Genomic DNA, 24539 nt, shown 5'->3' with positions numbered 1-24539 from the left:
CTCAGAAAATGGCCAGCGCCAGTTCCAGCAAGGGCCCGAGCAAGCTGATCAGTTACCAGAGCACCCAGAGGACCGTCAGCACGATCGACGCGCCAATGAAACAGCGTTCCTTGCAGTAGTGACGTAGCGCAGCCGGAAGCGCTTCAGCCAGCGTCTCACGGTGCTGTCTTCTTCCCCGGCTTCTCCAGCACCTTGGGCTTGTAGGTGCACAAGTCCACTACCGGGCAGCGCCAGCATTCGGGCGTGCGCGCCTTGCAGATGTAGCGGCCGTGGAGGATCAGCCAGTGGTGCGCGCCGACGCGGAACGGGCCAGGCACCTTCTTCTCGAGGCCCAGCTCGACCGCCAGCGGCGTCTTGCCCTTGGCGAGGCCGGTGCGATTGCAGACGCGGAAGATGTGCGTGTCGACCGCGAAGGTCTCCGCACCGTGCGCGGAGTTCAGCACCACGTTGGCGGTCTTGCGCCCGACGCCGGGCAGGGCGGTGAGCGCATCGCGGTCGGCCGGCACTTCGCCGCCATGTTCGCGCACCAGGATCTCGCTGAGGGCAATGACGTGCTTGGCCTTGGAGTTGAACAGGCCGATCGTCTTGATGTGTTCCTTCAGGCCCTCCTCTCCGAGCGCAACCATCTGGTCGGGCCGGGTGACCTCGCGGAACAGTGCTCGCGTCGCCTTGTTGACGCCGATGTCGGTGGATTGCGCTGAGAGCACCACGGCGACCAGCAGCTGGTAGTCGTTGCCGTATTCCAGCTCGGTGACGGGCTCTGGGTTGAGCTCGGCCAGGCGGCGGAAGAATTCGAAAACGTTGGCCTTGTTCACGCAGCTACGTCCCGGCGCCAATAGAGACGGAGCTCACAACCCCAGCACCTCGGGCATCGTGTACCGCCCCGCCGGCATGCCGACCAACCACTGACACGCCCGCACCGCGCCCTTGGCGAAGATCGAGCGGTTTTCCGCCAGGTGCGAGAGCGTGACGCGCTCACCATCGCCCAGGAACAGCACCGAGTGATCGCCCGCCACCGAGCCGCCGCGCAGGGCCGCAAAACCGATGGTGCCGGTGCCGCGCTTTCCGGTGATGCCATCGCGCCCGCGCTCGCTATCGGCAGCCAAGTCGATGCCGCGACCCTCGGCCGCGGCCTTGCCCAGCAACAGTGCCGTGCCCGAGGGCGCGTCGACCTTCATACGGTGATGCGTCTCGACGATCTCGATGTCCCAATCTTCGCCCAGCCGGCCCGCGGCCTCTCGCACCAGATGCGCCAGCAGGGTGACCCCGAGCGAGGTGTTGCCGGTCTGCAGGACGGGGATGCTGGATGCCGCGTGGTCGATCAGGAAGTGGTGCCGCTCCTCCAGGCCTGTCGTGCCGATCACCACCGGCACTCCGGCCGCGACCGCTACGTCGAGATTGCCCTCCAGCGCCCCGGGCGAGGAGAAGTCAACCAGCACGTCGCTCTGCGCTGCCAGCGCCGCGACATCGCCGTCCTTGTCGATCCCGCCAGCCAGCGTCTCGTCCGCTTCGGCTATGGCCGCAGCGATCGCCTGGCCCATGCGCCCGGCGCTGCCGATGATGCCGATTCTGCTCATTGCCTATTCCCCTTTGCGCGTGTCTCATGGCGGCGATGAAGGCCATCCGCAACATCGTGATCCTCACCGGCGCGGGCGTCAGCGCCGAGAGCGGGATCGATACCTTCCGCGCCGAGGGTGGCTTGTGGGAGCAGCACCGCGTCGAGGACGTCGCCACTCCGGAGGCCTTCGCGCGCGATCCCGACCTGGTGCTGCGCTTTTACGACATGCGGCGCGAGGCGATCCAGACCAAGCAGCCCAATGCGGCGCACCACGCGCTGGCCAGGCTCGATGCCGAGTGGCCGGGCGAGTTGCTGATCGTCACCCAGAACATCGATGACTTGCACGAGCGTGCGGGAGCCAGGCGCGTGCTGCACATGCATGGCGAGCATCTGCTGGCCTGGTGCACTGCCTGCGACACCCGCTCGCCTTGGACGAGCACCTTGATCGACCGGCCGGCTTGCCCCGCTTGCGGTGCCCGCGCGCTGCGGCCCGACGTGGTCTGGTTCGGCGAGATGCCCTATGGCATGGACGAGATCTACGCAGCCTTGCGAAGCGCGGACCTGTTCGTGTCGATCGGCACGTCGGGCGCGGTCTATCCCGCGGCCGGCTTCGTGCGCAACGCGCGCGAACTGGGCGCCGCGACGCTGGAGCTGAACCTGGAGCCGAGCCAGGGAACCGGCTGGTTCGACGAGGCGCGGCACGGCCCGGCAACGCGGATCGTGCCGGACTGGGTGGAGGAAATGCTGGTCTCGCTTCCTGTGCCCACCGTCCGATCCCTATCTTCCGTTCAAGGAGGCTAGGCTTGGCTCAGTATCTCCAAGGTCCGCGCATCCCGTTCACCAAACCAGCGCTCGATCGTGGAGCCGAACGCCGCCCCCGCCGCCTCGAACAGCGTCAGCGAGGAGCGCAACTTCAATGCATCGATCCCGCCGAACACCCGCTCGGCGCTGGTGTTGGAGAGCCCGTCCAGCGCCGCCGCGCACTCGCGCAGTCGCTGGCCGAGCAGGGGATGCTCCAGGTAGGCTTGCGCTTCAGCCAGCGAGCCGATCGCATAACGCTGCGCCATGGCGCTGTGCCCCAGCCCGGCGACTTGCGGGAATATGTACCACATCCAGTGGCTGCGCTTCGCTCCGGCCGTGATCTCGGCAAGCGCCACATCGTAGCTGCCTTCCTGTGCGGCGACGAAGCGATCGAGGTCGAAGCTCACCGCCCGCTGCAGCCTTTGCAGCTCGGGTCCTTGGCGATGCTGAGCGTGCGCATCGAAGGCGCTAGCCCGTCGACCAGATGCAGCTTGCCGAACTGCGGATCGTCGCCCAGCGCGGCGTGCCCGCCGAGCAGCACCCGGATTGCCTGCATGGCGCCGAACGTGCCGATCATGCCTGCCATCGCGCCCAGCACGCCGTCGGCTGCGCACGTATCGCAATCCTCGGCATCGAAGGCGTCGCCCACGAAGCAGCGGTAGCAGGGCTGGCCCGCAAGGTGTCCCGCGAAGTTGGCGACTTGGCCCTGGAAGCGCCCAATCGCAGCGCTGGTCAGCGGCACGCCCGTCGCCACGCAAGCGTCCGAGACGAGCAGCCGAGTCGCGAAGTTGTCACAGCCGTCGAGTACGAGGTGAGCGCCGGAGAGGACCTGCGCCACGTTGCCCTGACCCACCCGCTCGACGATGGCATTGACCTCGAGGCCAAGATCAAACCGCCGCACCCATTCGGCCGCGATTTCCGCCTTTGCGCGGCCCACATCCGACGGCGTGAAAATCGTCTGGCGCTGCAGGTTGCTGACGTCGACGACGTCGCTATCGATCAGCGTTAGCCGTCCTATGCCGGCTGCGGCGAGGTATTGCAGGGCCGGGCTCCCGATCCCACCGCAGCCGACAAGCACCACGTGCGCCTCTGCCAGCGCGACTTGGCCGGTGCCGCCCACTTCGGGCAGCACGATATGACGGGCAAAGCGCTCGAGGCGATCCGGAGCCAGGCTCATGGCTTGGCCCCTGGTCGCTCGCCGGCTCGCTCTTTGGTGAAGCCATGTAGCCCATGCCACCACTGCGCCGCGATCACCGCTCCTTTCGCCGGCTGGAGCATGCCCAGCATCATCGCCACCGAACTGGGCACCAACAGCGCGAGGATCGCTGCAGGGGGGAGCTCGGTATCGAGCGCCAGCGCGATCATGATCGGCGCCAGCACATGACCGGTGACCAGGATCGCGAGGTAGGCTGGGAAGTCGTCGGCGCGCTGGTGCGACCAGTCCTGCCCGCACGCCGGGCAGTGTGCGGCCGGCTTCAGCCATTTGGTGAACAGGCGCGCCTCGCCGCAGCGTGGGCACCGGCACAAAGCGCCGCGCTGTGCCGCCTGCCAGAACGAGGCGGGCAGGGCGATCCCGGGCGGGGCGGCGGCGGCGGATGTCATGCGCGGCGCATAGAACAGCGCCGGGGGCTTGGAAAGGTGGCCGGGCGCAGCAGCTTGGAGGCGCGGGGCCGCTACTCGGCAGCCTCGATGCGATTGCGGCCGTGGTGCTTGGCCGAATAGAGCGCCTTGTCGGCGCGGCGGGCGGTGTCGTCGAGCTCGGCCGAACCTGCGGTCGCCGCAAGTCCGCACGAGAAGGTCAGGCCGACACCGGGCAAGGGATGGCGCGAGATCGAGCTGCGCAGGCGCTCGATGGCGTCATGGGCCTGGCTGAGGTTGGCACCCGGCAGCAGCACTGCGAACTCCTCGCCACCCCAGCGGGCGCAGATGTCGGACTGGCGAATGACCGTGCTCATGCGCTGGGCAAAGGCATGAAGCAGTTCGTCGCCGGCGGCATGGCCGAGATGGTCGTTGATGGTCTTGAAGTGATCGAGGTCGATCAAGGCCAGCACCGCGGGCCGATCCCCAACCAGCGCGCGCTCGGCCGCGCGCAGGAAGCCGCGGCGGTTGAGGATCTTGGTGAGGGAGTCGTGCTCAGCGACGATGGTCAGCTCTTCCGAGCGATCCGCAGCATCGTTGGCCGCCTGGGTCACGCCGCGCAGGAGCCGGCCGACCAGATCCTCGCCGCCGACTGGGATCTCGTCCACCCGCTCACCCTTCTGGATCGAGCGCAACATGCCCGTCGCTGCGGTGAGTGGGGCCAGGAGGGCATGGATCGCGGCGACGCCCCCCGCCGTGCCGAGCAGCGTCGCCAGCAGGATCACCAGCAGCGTGTCCGCCTGCCAGTGCCAGGTCGCCGCGCTGAACGCGATGCAAGCGATCAGTGGGACATGGACCGCCAGGAAGCAGATGGTCAGCAGCCGCAGCTCGAAGCTGCGTGGAAACAGGAACTGCGTCGCCTTGTAGAAGCGCATGCCGCGCGAAACTCCCAAACTTGCGTGCGACCCTTACGGGCCTTTTTGAGGGAGTCGCGCTTAGCTCAGTCCCTTGGACAAGAGAACGACAGCAGGACGATGAGTTTCAATTATGCCAAGGAATCAGTTGGTAAAATCCCGGCGGGGCGGGCGAAAGTGCCGGAAATCCTGAAGGCCCGATCAGGCGTCAGCTCTCCAGCTGGCGCAGAAGCGAGCGCACGTCTCCGTCCATGTCGGCGTCGCGGGTGCGCAGTTCCTCGATCAGGCGCACCGCGTGGATCACGGTCGAGTGATCGCGCCCGCCGAACTTGCGGCCGATCTCCGGATACGAGCGCGGCGTGAGCACCTTGGCAAGGTACATCGCCACCTGTCGCGGACGCACCACGGCGCGGGCGCGGCGCTTGGAGCTCATCTCGGTCTTGTCGATGCGGTAGAATTGGCAGACCGTCCGCTGGATCTCGTCGATGGTGATCCGACGGCGGTTGGCCGAGAGGATGTCGGTCAGCTGCTCTTCGGCGAGCTGGAGCGAGACGGCCTGGCCGGTCAGCTGCGCATAGGCGATCAGCTTGTTGAGGCCGCCGACCAGTTCGCGCACGTTGCGGTTGATGGTGCGGGCCAGGAACTCGATCACGTCGGCGGGCACGCTGATCGAGGCGAAGCGGGTGAGGCGGCTCTCAAGGATGGAGCGGCGCAGCTCGATGTCGGCGCTCTGGATGTCGGCGACCAGGCCCATCGACAGGCGGGACAGGAGGCGCGGCTCGACCCCGTCGAGCGCCTGCGGCGCACGGTCGGCGGCGAAGACCAGGCGCTTGCCTTCCTGCAGCAGCGCATCGATCGTGTAGAGCAGCTCTTCCTGGGCACTCGCCTTGCCGATGATGAACTGGATGTCGTCGACCAGCAGCAGGTCGAAGCCGCGCAGCCGCGACTTGAATTCGATCATCTGGTTCTGGCGCAGCGCCTGGACGAACTCGACCATGAAGCGCTCGGCCGAGCAGTAGAAGATCCGCGCATGCGGGTGCGCGGCCAGGTAGGCGTGGCCGATCGCATGCAGCAGGTGCGTCTTGCCCTGGCCGGTCGCGGCCTTGAGATAGAGCGGCGAGAACTGCGGCGTCTCGGTCGCGGCCATGCGCTGGGCGGCATTGGCGGCGAGCACGTTGCTGGTGCCGGTGACGAAGCTGGAAAAAGTCTGCGAGGCGTCGATGTTCGCGGCGCCCTGGCTGAGCGTGGCGAAAGCCTCACCTTCCAGCGCCGCGGCGAGCGGGTCGGACTGCGCCGACGAATCGTTGGCGGGGCGACGCGGGTTGCCGCCGCTGCCCAGGCGCAGCTCGGGCAGCTGCTTGCGGCCGGGGTGCACCAGGATGCGGACGTGACGCACGTCGGGGCGGGCGATCTTCCAGGCGAGCGACAGGCGATCGGCGAAGCGGTCCTGCACCCAGTTGGCGCTGAACTCGGTCGGCAGATAGAGATCGAGCGTGCCCGTCTCCGGGCAGTAGTTGCCCGGCTGGATCGGCTTGATCCACTGGCCGTGGACCTGCTGGCCGAGATCCTTGCGCAGGCCCTGGCTGATGTCGGCCCAATCGGCCGCCAGGTTCACCGCTTCCTGATCCTCTTCCATTTCCACCCGCACCAATTTCGCTTTCTTGCCCGCAAAATGCGCCGGCTGTCCCGAGGTCCCCGTCATCCGAACCGCCTCCTGCTGTTGAAGCTGCCCATCTTGTACCGCACCATCCGCATCGAGGTTCCATAGAAAGGGCAAGACTTCGCCATAGGCGGCAGACGCTGTCTGCAACCTTGCTGATCCGTGCTTTCGTATTCGACCCCGACCGACGTTTCCGCTGCGGCCGAGGTCCGTTCTAGGTAGGCTTGAACGGCCAAGGCAAGAGCGCGTCCCCAAAAATAAAAACTATTTGGCGTTGACACGGCCAAGACTGACGCAAAACCTTAATATAAAAATTTGCGCAAAGAAAACAGGTACTTCGCTGCTGCAGTCAGTCGAATCGCAGCAATTCCGGGACTTTGCTAAACCAAGTGCTGCGCTGCGGCATTGGTGCAACGAAAAGAGCCGGAGGTTCCCCCCCGGCTCTGTTCTCTATCCGTACTAGTCAGGTGTCTAACGACACCCGAATCAGGTCAGAGCGCGGCGACGCGCTTCGACAGGCGCGACATCTTGCGCGCTGCGGTGTTCTTGTGGATTACGCCGCGCGACACGCCGCGGGCCAGCTCGGGCTGAGCAGCCTTCAGCGCTTCGGCCGCAGCGGCCTTGTCGCCGCCGGCCAGAGCCGCTTCGACCTTCTTCACGAAGGTGCGGATGCGGCTGACTCGGTTGGTGTTGATCTCGGCGCGTCGATCGTTGCGGCGGATGCGCTTGCGGGCTTGCGGCGTATTGGCCATGTCTGTCCTCGTACCGGCCTGATACGGCCTTCGCTAATTGGGTTGAACGCCGACCAGGAGTCGTCGCGAAGGGCGGCCCTTAGCGGCGAGGGTGCGAATCGTCAAGCAAATGGCGGCGTGGCGTGCGCGCATCGCTCACTTCTGGCACTTGGCACACCAGAAGGTGCTGCGCCCCCCTTGCGCGAAGCGCTGCACCGGTGCGCTGCAGGCGCACGCCTGGCCCTCGCGCCCGTAGACCTGCCAGGAACTGGCGAAGTAGCCGAGCTCGCCCGAGGGCTGGGCATAGTCGCGGATGGTCGATCCGCCCGCCGCGATTGATTCGGTGAGCACCTCCCGGATCGCGGGCACCAGGCGCTTGAGGGCGGGTAGCGAGACCTTGCCGGCCTCCTTGTCTGGCCGAACCCGCGCGCGGTGCAGCGCCTCGCACACGTATATGTTCCCCAGGCCCGCGACGATCCCTTGGTCGAGCAGCAGCTGCTTTACCGGCGCAATGCGGCCCGCGAAGGCTTGTTGCAGATGCTTGGGCGTAAGCTCGTAGCCTAAGGGTTCCGGACCCATAGCGGCGAACGGCGGCCAAGCATCCAGTTTGTCGGTGTCAACCAGATCGACCGAGCCAAAGCGGCGGGCGTCATTGAGGGCCAGAACGTGGCCCGAACCGGTCTCGAGCACGAGGTGGTCATGCTTCTCGATCCTGTCCGGCTCGATCCGCCAGCGGCCCGACATGCCGAGGTGAAAGACCATGGTCGTGCCGCGATCGGTATGGATCAGCCCATACTTCGCGCGTCGGCCCAGACCGGTGACGCTGGCGCCGGTCAGCGATTGCACCAGCCCCTCGGGGAAGGGGCGGCGCAAGTCGGCACGGTTGAGCGTGAGGCGGGCGATGCGCTCGCCTTCGAGATAGCGGGCGAGGCCGCGGACGGTGGTTTCGACTTCGGGGAGTTCGGGCATTTGGCTTTGTATATAGGATACGTTGCGTGCGGTGTCTCGACTGCCGGTCGAAATCGGCAGTTCACCCTGAGCCTGCGAGGGGCTCGACACGATCGGGATGTTGGCGGGCCCCTCGTTCTCCGTTCGTGTCGAGCGAAGTAGAGACAGGCTGGTGCAACCCTTTGCGCTGAGCCGCAAACCCTCTAAGGCTCACCTCATGAGCGAAACCGTGTCCTTCGGCTACGAAGAGGTCAGTCCCGAGGAGAAGACCGAGCGGGTCGGCTCCGTCTTCTCCAGCGTCGCGCGCAAGTACGACGTGATGAACGATGCGATGTCGGGCGGCATGCACCGCTTGTGGAAGGATCGCTTCGTGCGCCGAGTGAAACCGCGCGAGGGCGAGCAGATCCTCGACATGGCCGGCGGCACCGGCGACATCGCCTTCCGCATGGCCGCCAAGGGCGCGCGGGTGACCGTCAGCGACATCAACCAGGACATGCTCGACGTGGGCGTGGAACGCGCGATGGAGCGCGGCATCGACGGCCTGGTGTGGTCGCGCCAGAACGCCGAGGAGCTGAGCTTCGGCGACAAGTTCTTCGACGCCTACACGATCGCCTTCGGCATCCGCAATGTCACCCACATCGACAAGGCGCTGGCCGAGGCGCACCGCGTGCTGAAGTACGGCGGACGGTTCTTCTGCCTGGAGTTCTCGACCGTCGAGTGGCCAGGCTTCAAGGAGGCCTACGACGCCTACTCGCACCACCTGGTGCCGCGGCTGGGCCAGGCGATCGCGGGCGATGCAGACTCCTACAAGTACCTGGTGGAATCGATCCGCAAGTTCCCGAGCATGCCGCTGTTCCGCCAGATGATCCACAAGGCCGGCTTCGTGCACACCAAGGTCGAGCCGATCATGGGCGGGCTGGTCGCGATCCACAGCGGGTGGAAAGTTTGAATCTCTTGCGCCGAAGGCCGCAAGTCCACTTACCCCCCTCCCGCCTGCGGGAAGGGCTGGGTGAAAGCCTGTGTGCTCTCACCCAAGCGACAGGTGGAAGGCTGACAAGCCCTCCCCCGACCCCTCCCGCAGGCGGGAGGGGAGTTAGCGGGCTCGTGGCTTGGCGGCACGAGGTCGTTCTTTGACCCGCCCCGCCACCCACATCCTTCGCCTACTCAAGTGGGGCCGCGTACTCGCGCGGCACGGGGCGCTGCGCATCATCGAGGAAGGGCGCAACACGCCGCTTCCCGTGCGCCGCCTGTGCCGCATCGCGCGCCTGGGTGCCAGGCAACCGCGCGTGCCGGACTATGCGCGTGCCTTCCAGGAGATCGGCCCGGCTGCGATCAAGCTGGGCCAGACGCTCGCCACCCGGCCCGATCTCGTCGGTGAGGAAGCCGCGCGCAATCTGCTCAGCCTGCAGGACCAACTGCCGCCGCTGCCGTTCGAACGCGTCCAGCGCGAGATCGAGGACAGCTTCGGCGCGCCGCTGGAGCGGCTATTCGCCAGCGTAGAGCCGACCCCGATCGGCTCGGCCTCGATCGCGCAAGTCTATCGGGCGACCAGCGCCCAAGGCCGGACCGTCGCAGTCAAGGTGCTGCGCCCGGGTGTGCGCGAGCGCTTCTCGCGCGATATCGAGACGTACGAATGGGCTGCCGCGCATCTCGAAGCGCTCGGCGGTGAGGCCTCACGCCTGCGCCCGCGTGCGGTGATTGCCAACCTCAAGCGCTGGACCTTGCGCGAACTCGACCTGCGGCGCGAGGCCGCCTCGGCCTCCGAGCTGGCCGAGGCGATGAAGGGTTATGAGGGCTACCGCGTTCCGGATATCGACTGGGATCGCACCAACGGCAAGGTGATGACGGTCGAGTGGATCGACGGCATCAAGATCAGCGACCGCGAGGCGCTGGATGCCGCCGGCATCGACAAGCCGCTGCTGGCGCGTCGGCTGGTGCTCGCGTTCCTGACCCAGGCGATCAACGCCGGCTACTTCCATGCCGACATGCACCAGGGCAACTTGTTCGTGCAGCCGAGCGCGGACGGTGCGGCGACCATCGTCGCGATCGATTTCGGCATCATGGGCCGGATCGATCGTCAGGCGCGCCAGTGGCTGGCCGAGATCCTCTATGGCCTGACCACCGGCAACTACCGCCGCGTTGCCGAGATCCACTTCGAGGCGCAGTATGTGCCGAGCTACCACTCAGTCGAGGAATTCGCGACCGCGCTGCGGGCCGTGGGCGAGCCGATGCGCGGCAAGCCGGTGAGCGAGTTGTCGGTCGGGCAGATGCTCGACGGCCTGTTCGCGATCACGCGCGACTTCGACATGCAGACGCAGCCGCATCTGTTGCTGCTGCAAAAGACCATGGTCATGGTCGAGGGGCTGGCGACTTCGCTCGATCCGTCGATCAACATGTGGGACGTCGCCGCGCCGTTCGTGCGCAACTGGATTCGTGACGAGCTGGGCCCCGAAGCCTGGATCGCCGAGCGCCTGCGCAAGGATGTCGACACGCTGCTGCGTCTGCCCGATCTGGTCCGCCGGATCGAGGAGAAGTACCCGCCCAAGGGTGGCGCGCCCGAGCAGGCGCCGTTGCCGCCGGTCGAGCTGATCTGGGCGCGTCGTAAACGGCAAAATAACCATTGGCTGGGATACGCTGGCGCCGCTGTGGGCGGAGGTCTGGCCGTATGGGTGCTGTCGTTGTGGGGACTGCTGGGCTAGCCGCCGAGGCTGCAGCCCCGCGTCAACCCGCACCCGCCTGGGATCGCTTCGCACACTGGCCGATGTGGCCGGCACGCTTGGCCCTGCTGGTCCTGCTGGCGCTGCTGGTCGCTTCGGCGCTGGTGCCGTTGGAGGATCCGGCCGGCATGCGCGCCAACGTCACCACGCGTTATGATGGAAAACCGGTGCTCGGCGCCGAGGAATACGATCAAGATATCGCCCTCTATGATGCCGTGATCCGCAAGGTGCAGGCAGGGCAGAACTACTACGGCTTCATTGTCGAGGAGCACCGCCTGCGTGACTATCCGGTTCGCCCCGGCCTGTCGGTGCGGCTGCCGACGCTCGCCTATATCGAAGCCGGCCTGAACACGCTGCGCCTGGGCGTGGCGGCGTCCATCGCGCTGATGCTGGCGACGATCTGGGCCTGGTGGCGGCGGTTCGGCGAGGAGCCCGGCGTCGGTCGGTTGCGCAAGGTGGCGACGGCGATGGCCTTTGTCGGTGCCTCGCTGATGCTGAACCGGCACTACTACTCCCTGCACGAGCTGTGGGCGGGCATGCTACTGATGCTCTCGTTCGGCCTCCACCGAGTGCGCGACGAAGATCGGCCGGGGCGGTGGATCGCTACCTTCGCGGTCGCCGCGCTGGCGCTGTTCATCCGCGAGCATTCGCTACCGTTCGTCCTGCTGATGGGTGCCTTTGCACTCTGGCGGCGCGAGTGGCGCGAGGCTGCGGCGTGGGGCGTGCTGGTCACAGTGTTCCTGGGCGTCCTTGCCTGGCACCTCAGCCTGATCGCACCGCAAGTGCTGCCGAGCGACCCGCAAGGGCCGAGCTGGTGGGCGTTCCGCGGCCTTTCGGGCTGGCTCGGGAACGTCGGGGGATCGAGCAACCTGCGCCTGCTGCCGCACTGGCTCGCCGGGCCGCTGGTGATCCTCACCACGCTCGGCTGGGCAGGATGGCGCACGCCTGCCGGGTTGTTCGGATTCCTGATCGCGATCGGTTATGGCGTGCTGTTCATGTTCGCCGGACGCTGGGACAACTTCTACTGGGGCGCGATGGTGGCGCCGATGTTGACGGCGGGGCTGGCCTTCGCGCCGCGGGCACTGGGATCGATGTGGCAGGCTGCGCGGTTGCGCTAGCCCACTTCCCGGACGGGTTGGGTGCAAGCAGCGTCGGTGGAACCCCATTGCACCCCGCAGCCCCGTGTTGCACAAGCCTGCGCCATGCCTGAGACCCATTCCTCCCCGCGCATCCTGCTCGTGATCGGAGGCGGGATCGCGGCCTACAAGGCCTGCGAACTGGTGCGCCTGATCCGCAAGGAAGGTGGCTCGGTGACTTGCGTGCTGACTGAGGGCGGCAGCCACTTCGTCACCCCGATGACGCTCGCCGCGCTGTCCGAGAACGAGGTCTACACCACCTTGTGGGACCTCAAGAACGAGACCGAGATGGGCCACATCCAGCTCTCGCGTCAGGCCGACCTCGTGGTGGTCTGCCCGGCGACGGCCGACCTGATGGCCAAGATGGCGGCCGGGATGGCCGATGACCTGGCGACCACGCTGCTGCTCGCCACCGACAAGCCGGTGCTGGCCGTGCCGGCGATGAACGTGCGGATGTGGCAGCATGCCGCCACTCAGCGCAACGTCGCCACCTTACGCGCCTCTGGCGTGACGGTGGTGGAGCCCGACGAGGGGCCGATGGCCTGCGGTGAGTTCGGCCCTGGCCGCCTGCCCGAGCCTCCCGCGATCTGGCAGCACATCCGGCAGGCGCTCGGGACCAAGCCGCTTGAGGGTCAGCCGGATTTCGAAGCCGCTCCACACCGCCCGCTCTACGGCCGCCACGTGCTCGTCACCGCCGGCCCGACGCACGAGCCGATCGATCCAGTGCGCTACATTGCCAATCGCTCCTCGGGCAAGCAGGGTTTCGCTATCGCCGCGGCGGCGGCAGAGGCGGGCGCGCGGGTCACGCTGGTCGCCGGCCCGGTCCACCTGGCAACGCCGCCCGGCGTAGAGCGTGTCGATGTCGAGAGTGCGCGCGAGATGGAAGCCGCAGTGGACGCCGCGCTCCCAGCCGATGTCGCGGTGATGGTCGCCGCTGTCGCCGATTGGCGGCCGGTCTCGGTGGCCGACCGCAAGATCAAGAAGGCGGGCACCGCGCCCGAGCCGCTCTCCCTTACCGAGAATCCGGACATCCTCGCCAGGCTCGCAGCCAGCCCGCACCGGCCTGGTCTCGTCATCGGCTTCGCGGCCGAGACCAACGACGTCATCCCCCATGCGCAAGCCAAGCGCCTGCGCAAGCAAGTCGACTGGATCGTCGCCAACGATGTTTCGGGCGATGTCATGGGCGGCGATGCCAACACCGTGCACATCGTGCGCGAGGGCGGCGTCGACAGCTTGCCCGAGATGCCCAAGGACCAGGTCGCCCGCGCGCTGGTCGAAAGGATTGCCGATGCACTCGCCTGATCCCGTCCCCGTCCGGGTCAAGCGCCTGCCGCACTTCGAGGGGCTGGAGCTGCCTGGCTATGCCACCGAAGGTGCAGCGGGGATGGACGTGCTCGCCGCCGAGGACGTGATGCTTGCGCCGGGCGCGCGCCACGCGGTGGCGACGGGTCTCGCCTTCGCCATCCCGCCCGGGTTCGAGATCCAGGTGCGCCCGCGCTCAGGGTTGGCGCTGAAGCACGGCATCACCGTGCCCAATACGCCCGGCACGATCGATTCCGACTATCGCGGCGAGCTGAAGGTCATCCTGATCAACCACGGCGCCGAAGCCTTCGACATCCGGCGAGGCGACCGCGTGGCGCAGCTCGTGCTGGCCCCGGTGACCCGCGCGAGCTGGCTCAAGGTGGACGAGCTGGACCACACCGAGCGGGGCGAGGGCGGGTTCGGTTCCACCGGCGGGGTGGTCTCGCTGGGGAACTAGTCGATCAAGGACTGGCGCTCGTTTGTCCCACGGTATGGGCTAGGATTGCAGAAGACTACGTCGTCCCGGATCAAGTCCGGGACGACGGCCTCGATCACATCGTCTTCAGCATTTCGATATGGTGCTGCACCACCGGCACCACGCCGTTGGCCACCATCTTAAGCGCCACGTTCTTGCCATCCATGCCATAGCTCTGATGGATCGTCAGCGCCTGGCTGTGCGCCTGCTTCTGCTGCGCGACATATGCCTGGTCGCGCGCGGCGCCAGTCTCGGCTTTGAGCTGCGCGATCATTTCCGCCTGCGCAGGCATCAGCATGGGCTTGGCCTTGACCTTGGCGGTCAGCGCCGCGGCCTTGAGCTTGGCCGTGCTCTTCGTGTGGTCCTGAATCATCATCTGCGCGAACGAGCGGATCTTGGGATCCTGCGTGGTCTGCAGCACCGTCTGGCTCGACTGTATCTCGTACGTGTCGCCCGCCGCGGCAGCGGCGACGTATTCGGCCGAGGTCATCGCCTGGGCATAGGCAGTGCCCGACAAGGCCAGGGTCATCGGCAGGGCATAGGCAAGAATCTTCATGTCACTCTCCTTGAGGAATGCGCTTAGTTGAGCAGCGCCTTCTTGAGCTTGGCGATGGCATAGAGCTCGGCGTCGTAGGCTCCACGCACAACCTTCCCGAGCCCGAAGAACTCGTGCGTCACGCCCGGAAACGTCTTCTGGTCGACGCTGTCGCCGGCTTTCTTCATCGCCGTCGCCAGGGTCTCGCCATCCGAGCGCAAGGGATCGATCTGCGCGTTGATGATGGTCGTGGGCGGCAGGTTGCGCAGATCGGCCGCAACCAGGTTGAGGCGCGGATCGGCCATGTCGGCAGGCGTCTTCGAGTAGTAATTGCCAAACCACTTGAGCATCGGCGTGTTCAGCGGCTTGGCGTTCGCCGAGTCCATCCTGGACGGCAGCTGCATGTCGCTGTTGGCGATCGGATAGACCGAGAGCACATGAAGCGGCTTGGTCAGCCCGTTGTCGCGCGCATAGATGGCGGTCGCAACGGCAAGATTGCCGCCCGCGCTCTCACCGGCGAGCGCGACCTTAGCGGGATTGCCGCCCCAGCTGGCTGCGTTGGCGAGCACCCAGCGATAGGCCGCGGCTGCGTCCTCGTGTTGAGCAGGAAACTTGAACTCGGGCGCGTGGCGATACTCGACCGAGACGACGATAGCGTTCAGCTGCTTGGAGAGCAGGCGCGGCGTCGCGTCATACGTGTTGACGTCGGCGATCACCCAGCCGCCACCATGATAGTAGACGACCACCGGCAGCGGCGCTCCGGCGCCGACCGTGGCGGCCGGCGTGTAGATGCGCGCGAACTGCATCGGGTCCGCCCCGTAAGCGACGTCCTTGGTGGTGACGGCGGGATCGGGCGCGGTCGACATGCCCTTCTCGCGCATGACCTTCTTGGCGGCGTCCGCCGGGCTGGGTTGGAGGCGCGCCTTTGCTGGTGTCAGCGTCTCGATCGGCTTGGGCGCGAGCGATGCGTGGGCATCGAGCACCGCCTGCATGTCGGCAGCGGCCTGCGCCGGCTGGGTCGCGGCTACGGCGGGTGGCGGCGGTGGAGGCGCATTGGGCGACATGGCTGATTGTGCAAAGGCCGATGTCGACGTGCCAAGCAGCAACGCCATGCTCAAGATCAGATGATTGTTCATGCGGACCAATACTCCGGTGCCCCCGGTCCCTGGTCGGATGAACATGTGTTCATAACTAATGTTCCTGCCCCAAAAGGCAAGTTAAGCAATATATCACAATTATTTAAGCGGACGCAGGCAGTTGCGTGCCAGCTGGCTGTTAACCACGGATGCGTGCGACGGGCACAAAAAAGGACGGACCCGCCTTTCAGCGGGCCCGTCCCTCGGTGTCTCCCTCTCGGGGGAGTCCGTTAGTTCTTCGTCTTCTCTGGCGCGACGGTAATGCGCATGGTCTCTCCCGAGTTCCCGGGGAAGTTCGTGAACATCGCCTCGACCAGGTTCGGGACGAGATACTGCAGGCGGTTGGAGGACGAAACCGCCTCCGCCTTGCCCTCGAACAGGCGGGCACCGTCGGCGCGGCGATCGATCTTCAGAGACACGCCACTGGTGTAGACGGTGTAGCTCTCGACGCCGTTGTCGAAGAAGGGATCGTACCAGCCATAGCGCCAGGGACCACCGCCCCAGCCGCCGAAGCCGCGTCCGCCCCAGTAACCGCCACGGCCGAAGCCGCCGCCGTAGCCGTACCAAGGACCCCAGCCGCCGTAACCGCCGCCAAAGCCGGTGGAGCGCACGCGCTCACGGCCCTTGTCGACGCCATAGTCGAAGCGCACCAGCAGCTGCGCCTGCTCGGGGCTGGCAGCGGGCGTGTAGCCCTTCTGCGCCAGCCGCGCCTCGACCAGGCGAGCGTACTGGCTGAACTCGATACCGCCGGCCATCTGCGGATCGTCCGCCACCACGGCAAAGGTCTGGCCCGCCGGGGCGGGCAGCTGCGATTGGAAGCGGGAGACGTCTGCGCGGAATGTGTTCGTGCAAGCGGCGAGCGCGACCAGCAGCACCGCTACGGCCGCGACCCGAAGCCGGCCGAAGCGGTTGTTGCCATTCATTTTCATGGTTCTGTTCTCCAGGAGTCGAGCGGAGCGGCGCCATCCTCTCGACGCGGCGGGCTCGACATTGAGTCGAGTCTTAGCCGATCGCGGCTGAATACCGGTTGAATAGAGGCAGTTACACGGCAGATTGAGCCTTCGGACATGGGCATGTCCACCATCCTTCGATTTCGCCTGCCGCCGCTTTCAGATGTAGGAATGCTTACGCGCGATGACGAGCGCCATTTGCACGATCAACGGATGAAAATGTGGGGTGTTCCGAGGTGGGATGTTCGAAGGAGGCGCCCCGATCCTGCGTCCAGCCCCACCGCTTTGCTGAGTTTGTCGAAGCACGCCGGCTGACGGTGCGGCCTCAGCCTCAGCCCCGCACCAACCCGAGCGCCTGATACGTGGCATCGAGTGTCGGCATCGCCAGCGCCCGCGCCTTTTCCGCACCCTTGCGCAGGATCGCGTCGAGCGCCGTCTGGTCCTGCCGCAACCCGACGAAGCGGGCGTTGATCGGCGCCAGCTTCTGCGTCAGTAGTTCGCCCAACGCCGGCTTGAACTTGCCAAAGCCCTCGCCGCCGAACTCGCCCAGCACTGCGTCCACAGTGCTGCCCGACATTGCCGCGTAGATGCTCACCAGGTTCTTCGCCTCGGGGCGCCCCTCGAGGCCCACCTTGTCGGAAGGCAGCGGCTCGGGGTCGGTCTTGGCCTTCTTGACCTTCTGCATGATCGTGTCGGCATCGTCGGTCAGGTTGATGCGGCTCATGTCCGACGGGTCGGACTTGCTCATCTTCGCCGAGCCGTCGCGCAAGGACATGATGCGCGCGGCTTCGGGCGGGATGAACGGCTCGGGCAGCGTGAACAGCGGCGCCTCTTCGCTGCAGAAGTCGTTGTTGAACTTCTGCGCGATGTCACGGGCGAGTTCGAGGTGCTGCTTCTGGTCGTCGCCCACCGGCACGTGGGTCGCCTGGTAGAGCAGCACGTCGGCCGCCTGCAGCACCGGATAGGTGAACAGCGCCACGCTGGCGCCCTCGCGGTTCTTGCCCGCCTTGTCCTTCCACTGGGTCATGCGGTTCAGCCAGCCCATCCGCGCGGTGCCGTTCAGCAGCCACTGCAGCTCTGCGTGCTGCGGCACTTGCGCCTGGTTGAACAGGATGGAGCGCTCCGGATCGACACCGCAAGCGACCAGCGCGGCGACCATCTCGCGGGTGTTGGCGCCAAGGTCCGCCGGCACGTGCGGCATGGAGATCGCATGGAGGTCGGCCAGGAAGTAGAGGCACTGGCCGCCGCTCGCCGTTGCCTCGTCCTGCATGCGCACCCAATTGCGGATCGCGCCCAGGTAGTTGCCGAGGTGCAGGTTGCCGGTGGGCTGAATGCCGGAGACGATACGCATGCGAGAGGGACCTATTCGGAGAGGTTGACCGGCTCTGGTGCCGAACGGCTGCGCCGTAGCTGGGCGAGGTGCCCCTTGTCGAGCGCGCCGACGAGCCAGGCCGCGGCGAAGAACACCACGCCACCCGCGCCCACCAGCAGCGCCAGCGCGCCGATCCGCTCGCTCGCGGAGCCGGAGTAGTAGTTCGCCAGCAGCGGCAGCAGCGCCCACAACGCCAGCGCCATGACCCCGCTCGCCGCCAGCTGCCGGATGATCCGTGAGGCGAGCCGCCACCGCATCCGGAACCACCCGCGCCGGTGCAGCACGGTATAGAGCGCCACCACGTTGAGGCTGGAGGTGAACGCCGTCGCCCCCGCCAGTCCGACGATGCCGAACCGCGGCACCACCACGAAGTTGATGGCGATGTTGATCGCCAGCGCCGCGCAGGCGATCCGCACGGGTGTGCGCGTATCCTCGCGGCTGAAGAAGGCGGGCTGGAACACCTTGACCAGCACGTAGGCGGGCAGGCCGCAGACCAGCGCGGCGACGATCGCCGCCATGACGTCGCCCTGGGCCTGGCTCATTCGCCCGCCGACGAAGAAGGCGGTGACGAAGGCCGGCGCGCAGACCGCCAGCGCGGCGGCGGCGGGCAGGGTGAGCAGCGTCGCCATTTCCACCGCGTTCGCCTGCAAGGCTTGCGCACCGGCGTCGTCATTCGCCTGGATGTGCCTCGCAAGCATCGGCAGGATCGCAGTGCCCAGCGCGATGCCGACGATGCCCAGCGGCATCTGGTTCAGCCGGTCGGCGTACTTGAGCAGCGTCAGCGAGCCCTGCGCCAACGAGGTCGCGAAGAACGTGTCGACGAACTGGCTGATCTGGTAAATGCCTGCCCCGAAGGTCGCCGGCAGGATCAGCCGGCCGAGCCGCCGCACTTCTGGCGTCAGCCGGGGCGCGCCGATCCTAAGCCGCACCCCGGCGCGGCGCATCGCCCAGGCCATGTAGGCGAGCTGGATCGCACCCGCCGCCGCCACCGCGACAGCTACCGACCAAGCGACCACCACGTCGCTCCCACCCGGGCCGCGCAGCACGTAGCCGGTGACGATCCCGGCGATCAGCACGAGATTGAGCAGGACCGGTACGAAGGCGCCCGGCGCAAAGCGGGCATGGGCGTTGAGCACGCCCGACAGCATCGCCACCAGGCTGACAAGGCCGAGATAGGGAAATGCCGTGCGGCTGAGCGCCACCGCGAGGTCGAACTTGCCCGGTACGTCAAGGTACTCGCTCGCCAGCAGCCAGACGAGGCCGGGCATCGCCAGCATGGCCAACGCCGAAAAGCCGAGCAGCACCCAGACGAATACGGCTAGCACGTCGTTGGCGAAGCGCTCCGCCGCCTCTTCGCCGCCTGGGCCGTGCAGCGCGCGCGTGTACATCGGAACGAAGGCGACGGAGAACGCACCTTCCGCGAACAGGCGCCGGAAGGTGTTGGGCAGCACGAACGCCAGCTGGAAAGCATCCGCCGCCAGCCCGGCGCCGAGCACGCGGGCGAGCAGCATGTCGCGCACGAAGCCGAAGACGCGGCTGACGGCGGTAAGCCCGCCGATGGTGCCGACGTTGCGGACGAGGCTCACGCCTCAGCTCCTCCCTGCTTGGGGGAAGAGCCTAGATCAGGCATTCCCCGCCGGCGGCGCGCCGACGCCGCCCTGGGCGCTGAGCTGCTGCACGTAGAGGCCGTTGAAGTCGATCGGCTCCAGCAGCAGCGGCGCGAAGCCGGCGTCGCGCACCGCCTCGGCGATGATCGCGCGGGCAAAGGGGAACAGGATGCGCGGCGCTTCAGCGAAGAGGAATGCGTGCGCCTGGTTGTCGGGCAGGTTGCGCATGCCGACCAGCGCGCAGTAACTGAGGTCCACCGCGAAGGCGACGCCGGCATCGGCGCGCGAGGTGACGACGATCTTGAGCTCCACCTCGTGGACCTCGCCCTCGATCGGCACGGCGCCGATGTTGAACTGCACGTCGATCTGCGGCGCGTCCTGCCACTGGAAGCTTTGCGGCGCGTTCGGGTTCTCGACCGAGAGGTCCTTCACGTACTGCGAGATGATGCCCGCGGCCGGATCGTTGTCGTCGCTGGCGCCGTCCAGGTTGAGGTCGGAGATGATGTTGCCTTCGTCGGCCATGGCTCGAGGGTGCTTTCTTTTCGTCCCGGGAATGTGCCGGCGCGCCTAGCATCGCCCCGCGCAGGCGGCAATGGCGCGAGTCGTTCCAGGTGGCACCGTAACGGCGACAATCCGCGTTACGGGATCGGTCGCAACCGATCGTCGGACCGGCGCGTTTTCATCCCTAGCGGGCAACTCACGCGTTGTTCATTTGTAAAGCCTACCTATCTGAGGTTATGCTGCCGGGCCGTACGGATGGTACCTGTCGGGCAGTGAGGGAAGGACGGTTAGTTCAACGTGACGGTCGAAATCGTGATCCTGGCGATGATCGCGGCCTTCCTGGGCCTGCGCCTCTACTCCGTGCTGGGCCGCCGCGCCGAGCACGAGGAAGAGCCGATCGCCGGCCGCTTCGATCCGCGTCGCGGCGCTGCGGGAGCACCGCGCGTCGCTGCCACCGCCAAACCGGATGCCAAGTCGGACGAGGGCGGCGCATCCTCGACCGCCAACACCCGCCAGCGCGAGCTTCCGTCCACCAGCCCGGCCGCCGAGCGCGGCCTGCGTGAGATTGCCGCCGCGGACCGCCGGTTTGACGCTTTTGCTTTCCTCGAAGGATCTCGCAGTGCTTACCGCATGATCCTCGAAGCCTTCTGGAAGGCTGACAAGGCAGAGCTGCGGCAGCTGTGCGACCACGACGTCTACGAAGGGTTCGCCGCCGCCATCGACGCGCGCGTGGAAGCCGGCGAGACGCTCGACAATCGCTTGATCCGCATCGAGGACAGCACAATCAGCGCGGCTGGCATGGACGGCAACACCGCCCGCATTACCGTCCGCTTCCGCAGCGACATCGCTGCCGTGACCCGCGATGCCGAGGGTGCCGTCATCGCTGGCTCGCTCGACGACGCGATCGAGGCGGTCGACGTGTGGACGTTCAGCCGCAACGTGACCTCGGCCGATCCGGACTGGCTGCTCGACGAGACCGACGAGGGCTGACCTTGCGTTTGGCGGCCGGGTTTCCACGCGGGGTCCGGCTCGCAGCCATCCTGGCGCTGTCGCTCGTAGCCGCAGCCTGCGGTCGTATCGTTCCCGAGCCCGGGGCCGTGTCCAATCGACCGCCTCCGGTAGCTGGTGGGCCGAGCGTTCCCGCGGTCAAGACCGCGCGTGAGCTGAGCCTCCGTGAGGGTCCGAAGATCGGCGAGCTTTCGATCCGACAGGCCGATGCCGCCGCTGCATTGCTATCGTTCCATGAGAGCTGCCCGCGGCTTGTTACCCGAACCGACGCCAGTGGCCTCACGCGCCCGACCGACTGGAAGCCGGCCTGCGATGCCTTCGCGACTTGGCCCTATGGCCAGGCGGAAGACTTCTTCGACACCTACTTCGAGACAATCCAGGTCGGCGATGGCCGTGCCTTTGCGACCGGCTACTACGAGCCTGAGATCGCCGGTTCGCGCACCCACGTGCCCGGCTACGACACGCCGGTCTACGCGATGCCCGCCGACCTCGTGCGCGCCAGACCGGGCGATGCCACCCCGCTCGCGAACGGCCGCATGCCGATCGGCCGATACGACGAGAGCGGCGCCTTCGTGCCCTACTACGACCGCACCCAGATCGAGAACGGCGCGCTGGCCGGCAAAGGGCTGGAGATCGCCTGGGTGCGCGATCCAATCGAGTTCTTCTTCCTCCAGGTCCAGGGCTCGGGGCGGCTGCGGTTGCCCGACGGCGGCGTGATGCGGATCGGCTATGCCGGGCAGAACGGCTTGCCCTACACCGGCATCGGCGCGGTGATGCGCCAGCGCGGGCTGGTGGGCGAGGGGCCTGGCAAGTACCCGGGCTCGATGCAGGGCATCGTCCGGTACATCCGCGAGAACCCGCCGGAGGGCCGCGCGCTGATGCGCGAGAACCGCAGCTGGGTGTTCTTCCGCGAGCTGAAGGGTGACGGGCCGCTCGGCTCGCTCAATGTGCCGGTGCGCGCGGAAAGCTCGGTGGCTGCCGATCCCAGCTTCGTGCCGCTCGGCGCGCCGATCTGGCTCGACCTGGATCGTACCGAGGCGAACGGCTTGTGGATCGCGCAAGACACCGGCGGCGCGATCAAGGGCGCCAATCGCTTCGACACCTTCTGGGGCGCCGGGGACGACGCGCGCCGGATCGCCGGCGGCATGAGCGGGAGAGGGCGCGCGTTCATCCTCGTGCCCAAGGGAACGCTCACCCGCCTCGGCGCGAAATGAGGCCGCCGCGCCGGCTCTCGCCGGATGAAAGCGCGATGTGGCGCAAGGTCGCGGCGACGGTAACGCCGCTGGAACGCCGACGCGCGGCGAAGGTGGAGGCGGTGCTAGACGTGCCGGTGCCTCCGTCCGCTCCGGTTGTGAAGCCAAGCCCGGTCCAGGTCGCGAGTCCCCACCACCCCGCCGCTGCGCGACGCGGTCCCCTTCCCCGTGCCGGGGAGGACAAGGTCGGCCTCGACTCGTCCTGGGAACGCAAGATCGCGCGGGGCGGACTGGAGCCGGACTTCAGTCTCGACCTCCATGGCTCCGGCCTCGATCAGGCTTATGGCCGGCTCATGCACGGCCTGGCTCAGGCGCGAGCCATGGGCGCGCGGGTGGTGCTGGTCGTCACCGGCAAGCCTCGCCCTACCGAGGCTGCGGACCGCGGTACCGCGCGTGGAGCGATCCGGGCGAAGATCGTGGATTGGCTCGGCGCGAGTGAGCATGCTGGCGCGATTGCGGCTGTCCGCGGAGCGCATCGGCGACATGGCGGGCCGGGCGCGCTGTACGTGGTGTTGAAAAGGAAGCGCTGAAAGCCCGGGACGACGCGGGAACGCACACGAAAAAGGGCGGCAGTCCTTCGACCACCGCCCTTGCCTTCGTTAGCGACCCGAAGGCTTACTCGGCAGCAACGGCCTCCTGCTGGAACTCCTGCGCGATCTCTTCGACCGGCTCGTTGCGGATCAGGTAGTCGAATGCTGACAGCGCCGCCTTGGAGCCTTCGCCCATGGCGATGATGATCTGCTTGTAGGGCACCGTCGTCGCATCGCCCGCAGCGAACACGCCGGGCAGGTTGGTGGCGGCATGGCCGTCGATCACGATCTCGCCGCGGTTCAGCTCTAGCCCCGAGTCCTTCAGGAACTCGGTGTTCGGGACCAGGCCGATCTGGACGAACACGCCCTCCAGCGCCACCTTGTGCTCCTCGCCGGTCTCACGGTTCTTGTAGACCAGCGCATTGACCTTCTCGCCGTCACCCTCGACCTCGGTGGTCTGGGCGGAGACTAGGATGTCGACGTTGGGCATCGAGCGCAGCTTGTCCACCAGCACCTGGTCGGCGCGCAGCTTGCTGTCGAACTCGACCAGCGTCACGTGGGCAACGATGTTGGCGAGGTCGATCGCCGCCTCGACGCCCGAGTTGCCGCCGCCGATCACCGCCACGCGCTTGCCCTTGTAGAGCGGTCCGTCGCAGTGCGGGCAGTAGGCGACGCCCTTGTTGCGGTACTCGGCCTCGCCGGGCACGCCCAGGTTGCGCCAGCGCGCTCCGGTGGTGAGGATCACCGAGCGGGCCTTGAGCGAGGCGCCGTTGCTGAACACCACTTCGTGCATGCCGCCTACCTTCTGCGCCGGGATCAGCTTCTCGGCGCGCAGCAGGTTCATGGAGTCGATCTCGTACTCCTTGATGTGCTGCTCCAGCGAGGCGGCCAGCTTCGGGCCTTCGGTGTAGGGGACCGAGATGAAGTTCTCGATGCCCATGGTGTCCTGCACCTGGCCGCCCATGCGCTCGGCAGCGATGCCGGTGCGAAAGCCCTTGCGCGCGGTGTAGATCGCCGCGGCCGCGCCGGCGGGGCCACCACCGATCACCAGCACCTCGTAAGGCGCCTTGTCGGCGAGCTTGGCGGCGGCGCGTGCTTCGGCGCCGGTGTCGAGCTTGGCGATGATCTCCTCGACGCTCATCTTGCCCGAGCCCCACATCGCATCGTTCAGGAACACGGCGGGCACGGCCATGACGCCGCGGCTCTCCACTTCCTGCTTGAAGGTGCCGCCCTCGATCAGGGTGGCGTTCACGCGGGGGTTGAACAGGGCGAGCAAGGTCAGCGCCTGCACCACGTCGGGGCAGTTGTGGCACGAGAGCGAGAAGTACATCTCGAAGTCGAAGTCGCCTTCGAGGTCGCGGATCGCCTGCAGTGTCTCGTCGGAAACCTTGGGCGGGTGGCCACCGGTCCACAGCAATGCCAGCACCAGCGAGGTGAACTCGTGGCCGAGCGGGACGCCGGCGAAGCGGACCCAGACGCTGGCGTCGGAAGCGCGGCGGATGATGAAGCTGGGGCGGCGCGCATCGTCGCCGTCGAAGGTAGCGGTGACCTTGTCGCTGAGCCTAGAGATCGTCTCCAGCAGTTCGCGGGTCTCGGCCGACTTGGCATCGGCGCCCAGCGAGGCGACGAGCTCGATCGGCTCGCGCAGCATGGCGAGATATTGCGAGAGCTGTTGCTTCAGGTTGGCGTCGAGCATGGGTGTGGTTCCTGTTATGAGGGGTTGATCCTCCCCGTCGGGGGAGGTGGCAGCCGCCTTCTGGCGGCTGACGGAGGGGGCGGTGCGTGGCGCTGCCCCCTCCACCATCCGCTGCGCGGACGGTCCCCCTC

Annotated in this window: 25 protein-coding genes; 9 read left to right on the top strand and 16 right to left on the bottom strand. The window is 67.1% G+C overall.

The genetic code is table 11. The features are described from left to right. Nucleotides 1-155 precede the first annotated feature (155 nt). Both nth and dapB read right to left on the bottom strand, forming a co-directional pair. Nucleotides 156-815: an endonuclease III gene (gene nth / locus GV044_RS14185; protein WP_159871983.1), complete on the bottom strand. Its 660-nt coding sequence runs from the start codon at nucleotides 813-815 to the stop codon at nucleotides 156-158. A gap of 33 nt (nucleotides 816-848) precedes the next feature. Next, nucleotides 849-1577: a 4-hydroxy-tetrahydrodipicolinate reductase gene (dapB, locus tag GV044_RS14180; RefSeq protein WP_159871980.1), complete on the bottom strand. Its 729-nt coding sequence runs from the start codon at nucleotides 1575-1577 to the stop codon at nucleotides 849-851. A 35-nt stretch (nucleotides 1578-1612) separates the two neighbouring features. Between dapB and GV044_RS14175 the strand changes: the two genes are divergently transcribed. Further along, a complete protein-coding gene (locus tag GV044_RS14175; protein ID WP_159871977.1) occupies nucleotides 1613-2359 on the top strand; it encodes an NAD-dependent deacylase in 747 nt (248 codons plus the stop codon). On the opposite strand, the gene GV044_RS14170 is transcribed toward GV044_RS14175, so the two are convergent. From GV044_RS14170 to mutM, 7 genes are all read right to left on the bottom strand, one after another. Further along, nucleotides 2356-2766: a DUF1810 domain-containing protein gene (locus GV044_RS14170; protein ID WP_159871974.1), complete on the bottom strand. Its 411-nt coding sequence runs from the start codon at nucleotides 2764-2766 to the stop codon at nucleotides 2356-2358. The two genes, GV044_RS14175 and GV044_RS14170, sit on opposite strands and share 4 nt — an antisense overlap. Then, on the bottom strand, nucleotides 2763-3536 hold the full coding sequence (locus GV044_RS14165) for a HesA/MoeB/ThiF family protein (RefSeq protein ID WP_201299111.1): 774 nt from the start codon (nucleotides 3534-3536) through the stop codon (nucleotides 2763-2765). The genes GV044_RS14170 and GV044_RS14165 overlap by 4 nt, the downstream gene beginning before the upstream one ends. Then, complete coding sequence (locus GV044_RS14160) at nucleotides 3533-3961, bottom strand: DUF983 domain-containing protein (protein ID WP_159871971.1); 429 nt, start codon at nucleotides 3959-3961, stop codon at nucleotides 3533-3535. The genes GV044_RS14165 and GV044_RS14160 overlap by 4 nt, the downstream gene beginning before the upstream one ends. Nucleotides 3962-4032: 71 nt before the next feature. Then, nucleotides 4033-4872 carry a GGDEF domain-containing protein gene (locus GV044_RS14155; RefSeq protein ID WP_159871968.1) on the bottom strand — a complete coding sequence of 280 codons (840 nt, stop codon included), beginning with the start codon at nucleotides 4870-4872 and terminating at the stop codon, nucleotides 4033-4035. Nucleotides 4873-5059: 187 nt separating this feature from the next. Beyond that, nucleotides 5060-6487 (bottom strand): chromosomal replication initiator protein DnaA, encoded by a 1428-nt coding sequence (dnaA, locus tag GV044_RS14150; RefSeq protein WP_159872016.1) that lies wholly within the window; start codon nucleotides 6485-6487, stop codon nucleotides 5060-5062. Between the two features lie 515 nt (nucleotides 6488-7002). Continuing rightward, a complete protein-coding gene (gene rpsT, locus GV044_RS14145; RefSeq protein WP_159871946.1) occupies nucleotides 7003-7263 on the bottom strand; it encodes a 30S ribosomal protein S20 in 261 nt (86 codons plus the stop codon). 135 nt (nucleotides 7264-7398) lie between these two features. Then, nucleotides 7399-8211: a bifunctional DNA-formamidopyrimidine glycosylase/DNA-(apurinic or apyrimidinic site) lyase gene (gene mutM / locus GV044_RS14140; RefSeq protein ID WP_159871943.1), complete on the bottom strand. Its 813-nt coding sequence runs from the start codon at nucleotides 8209-8211 to the stop codon at nucleotides 7399-7401. 196 nt (nucleotides 8212-8407) lie between these two features. Here mutM and GV044_RS14135 point away from each other — a divergent pair, with 196 nt between their 5' ends. From GV044_RS14135 to dut, 5 genes are all read left to right on the top strand, one after another. After that, nucleotides 8408-9139, top strand: a complete 732-nt coding sequence (locus GV044_RS14135) for a class I SAM-dependent methyltransferase (protein WP_159871940.1) — start codon at nucleotides 8408-8410, stop codon at nucleotides 9137-9139. Nucleotides 9140-9320: 181 nt separating this feature from the next. Next, entirely contained in the window at nucleotides 9321-10889 is a 1569-nt protein-coding gene (gene ubiB, locus GV044_RS14130) for a 2-polyprenylphenol 6-hydroxylase (RefSeq protein WP_159871937.1), read from the top strand. After that, complete coding sequence (locus tag GV044_RS14125; RefSeq protein WP_236554994.1) at nucleotides 10856-12025, top strand: DUF2079 domain-containing protein; 1170 nt, start codon at nucleotides 10856-10858, stop codon at nucleotides 12023-12025. The genes ubiB and GV044_RS14125 overlap by 34 nt, the downstream gene beginning before the upstream one ends. Before the next feature lie 84 nt (nucleotides 12026-12109). After that, complete coding sequence (gene coaBC, locus GV044_RS14120; protein ID WP_159871934.1) at nucleotides 12110-13345, top strand: bifunctional phosphopantothenoylcysteine decarboxylase/phosphopantothenate--cysteine ligase CoaBC; 1236 nt, start codon at nucleotides 12110-12112, stop codon at nucleotides 13343-13345. Further along, nucleotides 13332-13802: a dUTP diphosphatase gene (gene dut / locus GV044_RS14115; protein WP_159871931.1), complete on the top strand. Its 471-nt coding sequence runs from the start codon at nucleotides 13332-13334 to the stop codon at nucleotides 13800-13802. The genes coaBC and dut overlap by 14 nt, the downstream gene beginning before the upstream one ends. A gap of 94 nt (nucleotides 13803-13896) precedes the next feature. On the opposite strand, the gene GV044_RS14110 is transcribed toward dut, so the two are convergent. From GV044_RS14110 to secB, 6 genes are all read right to left on the bottom strand, one after another. Next, nucleotides 13897-14376, bottom strand: a complete 480-nt coding sequence (locus GV044_RS14110; protein WP_159871928.1) for a DUF4142 domain-containing protein — start codon at nucleotides 14374-14376, stop codon at nucleotides 13897-13899. 23 nt (nucleotides 14377-14399) lie between these two features. Then, nucleotides 14400-15491 carry an alpha/beta hydrolase gene (locus GV044_RS14105; protein ID WP_236554993.1) on the bottom strand — a complete coding sequence of 364 codons (1092 nt, stop codon included), beginning with the start codon at nucleotides 15489-15491 and terminating at the stop codon, nucleotides 14400-14402. 230 nt (nucleotides 15492-15721) lie between these two features. Further along, nucleotides 15722-16414 (bottom strand): DUF4136 domain-containing protein, encoded by a 693-nt coding sequence (locus tag GV044_RS14100; protein ID WP_371741627.1) that lies wholly within the window; start codon nucleotides 16412-16414, stop codon nucleotides 15722-15724. Nucleotides 16415-16772: 358 nt separating this feature from the next. Beyond that, nucleotides 16773-17792 (bottom strand): tryptophan--tRNA ligase, encoded by a 1020-nt coding sequence (gene trpS, locus GV044_RS14095; protein WP_159871922.1) that lies wholly within the window; start codon nucleotides 17790-17792, stop codon nucleotides 16773-16775. Nucleotides 17793-17803: 11 nt separating this feature from the next. Then, nucleotides 17804-19399, bottom strand: a complete 1596-nt coding sequence (gene murJ, locus GV044_RS14090; protein ID WP_159871919.1) for a murein biosynthesis integral membrane protein MurJ — start codon at nucleotides 19397-19399, stop codon at nucleotides 17804-17806. Nucleotides 19400-19435: 36 nt separating this feature from the next. Further along, nucleotides 19436-19942 carry a protein-export chaperone SecB gene (gene secB / locus GV044_RS14085; RefSeq protein ID WP_159871916.1) on the bottom strand — a complete coding sequence of 169 codons (507 nt, stop codon included), beginning with the start codon at nucleotides 19940-19942 and terminating at the stop codon, nucleotides 19436-19438. A gap of 276 nt (nucleotides 19943-20218) precedes the next feature. Between secB and GV044_RS14080 the strand changes: the two genes are divergently transcribed. The 3 genes from GV044_RS14080 to GV044_RS14070 are packed head-to-tail and all read left to right on the top strand — an operon-like array spanning nucleotide 20219 to nucleotide 22712. Beyond that, the gene (locus GV044_RS14080) at nucleotides 20219-20911 is read left to right on the top strand and encodes a Tim44/TimA family putative adaptor protein (protein ID WP_159871913.1); all 693 of its coding nucleotides are present in this window, start codon (nucleotides 20219-20221) and stop codon (nucleotides 20909-20911) included. Between the two features lie 2 nt (nucleotides 20912-20913). Beyond that, on the top strand, nucleotides 20914-22143 hold the full coding sequence (locus GV044_RS14075) for a murein transglycosylase A (protein ID WP_201299110.1): 1230 nt from the start codon (nucleotides 20914-20916) through the stop codon (nucleotides 22141-22143). Further along, a complete protein-coding gene (locus GV044_RS14070; RefSeq protein ID WP_159871910.1) occupies nucleotides 22140-22712 on the top strand; it encodes a Smr/MutS family protein in 573 nt (190 codons plus the stop codon). Before GV044_RS14075 ends, GV044_RS14070 begins: the two co-directional genes overlap by 4 nt. 85 nt (nucleotides 22713-22797) lie before the next feature. Here the strand turns inward: GV044_RS14070 and ahpF are convergent, their stop codons facing one another. Next, nucleotides 22798-24408: an alkyl hydroperoxide reductase subunit F gene (gene ahpF / locus GV044_RS14065; protein ID WP_159871907.1), complete on the bottom strand. Its 1611-nt coding sequence runs from the start codon at nucleotides 24406-24408 to the stop codon at nucleotides 22798-22800. Nucleotides 24409-24539 lie beyond the last annotated feature (131 nt).

This window comes from Novosphingobium sp. 9U, from assembly GCF_902506425.1.
GTDB lineage: Bacteria > Pseudomonadota > Alphaproteobacteria > Sphingomonadales > Sphingomonadaceae > Novosphingobium.
Note: the sequence above shows the minus strand (reverse complement) of the source record. Positions and strands in the feature narration are given on the sequence as shown.